Annotated in this window: 3 protein-coding genes; all 3 read left to right on the forward strand. The window is 34.7% G+C overall.

Annotated features, from left to right (window positions below; genetic code table 11):
• A partial coding sequence (locus GQR46_RS18910) for a hypothetical protein (protein ID WP_206009693.1) occupies positions 1-314 on the forward strand: 314 nt, incomplete at its 5' end.
• A 302-nt stretch (positions 315-616) separates the two neighbouring features.
• Positions 617-1,336 carry a hypothetical protein gene (locus GQR46_RS18915; protein ID WP_165742081.1) on the forward strand — a complete coding sequence of 240 codons (720 nt, stop codon included), beginning with the start codon at positions 617-619 and terminating at the stop codon, positions 1,334-1,336.
• A gap of 249 nt (positions 1,337-1,585) precedes the next feature.
• Positions 1,586-1,783, forward strand: a complete 198-nt coding sequence (locus tag GQR46_RS18920) for a hypothetical protein (RefSeq protein ID WP_165742083.1) — start codon at positions 1,586-1,588, stop codon at positions 1,781-1,783.
• Positions 1,784-2,194: the final 411 nt, after the last annotated feature.

A 2,194-nucleotide genomic window follows, 5' to 3' on the forward strand; every position in this document is an offset into this window, starting at 1 on the left:
CCTACGGCGCCCCACAACCAGGCGTTATACAAATCAAGCAACCTTTACCAACCAATGAAACAAGGAGTTTCAAGATGAATGATTTTATCAACTCACTACCTAGACACCACCCTGCCACGGATAAGAAAGTACCTTCTGCAAATGAAGTTTTAATGGCCCATGCCGATTATCATAAAATAGAAGGAACCTTATTTGTCCACGGTACTGTTGATCCTGTAAGTGGTAGAACTAGTCTAAATTATTCAACACCAGATGATTTTACAGAAGACCAAATCCAACTGGCGGATAAGATAATACAAAGCTTAACTTTTTAGTGCCTCAATAACACAAGGTATAACACGCAACCGATAAGCACTGGTTTCATGGTGACTAGGAACTTCGCACAGGGTTAAGGTTGGATTTGTCCCTAGGTTTTCGAGTTTAACCATAGCAGCACTAAGTTCGTTGAGATTGTTACTTACGAACACAGGACTCTGGTTGTAGTTTAGGTAATAGTTTTGTGGTAAATACATCGTATTCTCTCCTATCTAAATTAAACCTACACACCATTGTGTAGGTTTGTATAACAAGAGTACCTAGCATAGGACTCACTTCGTTCGCCTCTGTAGGAGGCGTTATGTTTCATTTGGATGTTTTATTTGTGTTTACTAAAAAAGAAAATGTAAAAGAAGTATTAATAGAGTTGAATATGCTCAAAGAGCGCTTTGACTATGAAGTTAAGTATCTTAAAGATTACTTAAATTTTTCGATTGAATCTGTAGAAGAAAGAACTAACAGACTAGCAGATCGAATTTACGAAGATACCCTTGAAAATCCTGATTTAGAGGGGATGTTGCAAGACATGTATGAGCTTGAACATAAGGCTATATCTAGTTACTTATACCATTCATCTATTGTGCTTGTTTATACTGTTTTCGAAAGTACATTATCTCAAATATGCACTGAACTGAAATACTCTGCAAAAATTCCTTTTTCTTTTGATGATGTTAGTGGTGGAGGGAATATAATGAAGTCCTTCAATTATCTAAAAATGTCAACAAGTCTACCTAAAATGGAGATTGAAAGGATAACTCCAAAATTTGGTAAATTTCAACAACTAAGGAATTCTATTGCACATAAGAATGGACGGTTCAGTGGAAAAGATGAAAATGCAATTGAAAGGCAGCGCAATTTATTTATGCAGGAATTTCCTTCTATAGAATTAAGTCCAGATCAAAAGCAATTTTATATAATGGATAGCAAGCCTGTGGTAGATTTTATTGAATTAGTTGAAAGAGCTATTCATTTAGTTGTTTCTCACATTAAAGCACAAACTTTTGTTGTAGTAGAAACATAACAAGAAAATTAAAAAGAAACTAAAACAGTGAGTTACACTTCTCTTCGCTACACATTATAACCCACCATTATAGTCCGCTTATTGCGGCATTGAGGCTGTAGAATTACTCTTTTTTAAGAAAAGCATCCTCTTTTATGGGTTCCAAATGCATTACCTAATGCTTTAGAACGCTTAGAGTTAATTACAGGAACTCGTTTTTTTTATTCAATTTGGCTGTTGGAGTTATTCTACAGTCTCATTAGGTATTACATGAAGTTTGGAATCACGCTACTAGTTTTAACTTTTTCATCACTATCGTATGCGTGTTTTAGTGGTGTTGCTTATGAGAAAAATTGGAATGACTCAATTAACTTACTTTCTATTTCTCTAATCATTGGTATTCTTGCAACGTTAATTAGGTATTTTCAAAAAGTTAAGCAGTTATATCATCCCGTAGAATTAGGATGACACCCATCCTAATTATTACGAAAAAACCAATAAAAACAGCATGATGAGTGTGTAATTATAAATAATTAATCACACAAAAAGCTGTGCTATGTTGATAAGATGAAAGTAAAAATAGACAGCCCAATCGGACGACGATAGCTGTTTATTAAAGAATGGCAAACGAATCGGCTGTATCGAACCGGCTTTCATTTAAATAAAAAGCGGAACATTACAGTGAATAAAGGCATGAATAAATTGACCTTACGAGGTCAAATGAAAGGGAAAGCCCTTTTAACTTAAAATAAAGCCACTCAAACACGCGAAATCCCGTCCAAAACGCCAATTGAAACAACACCAAACCAGCTTTTTATATTCTATGAAAAACACAGTAATCGATTGAACCAAAATAGGAACTCAGCTATGGTTTGTTTA

This window comes from Pseudoalteromonas sp. Z1A6 (assembly GCF_011378745.1).
Classification (GTDB): domain Bacteria; phylum Pseudomonadota; class Gammaproteobacteria; order Enterobacterales; family Alteromonadaceae; genus Pseudoalteromonas; species Pseudoalteromonas arctica.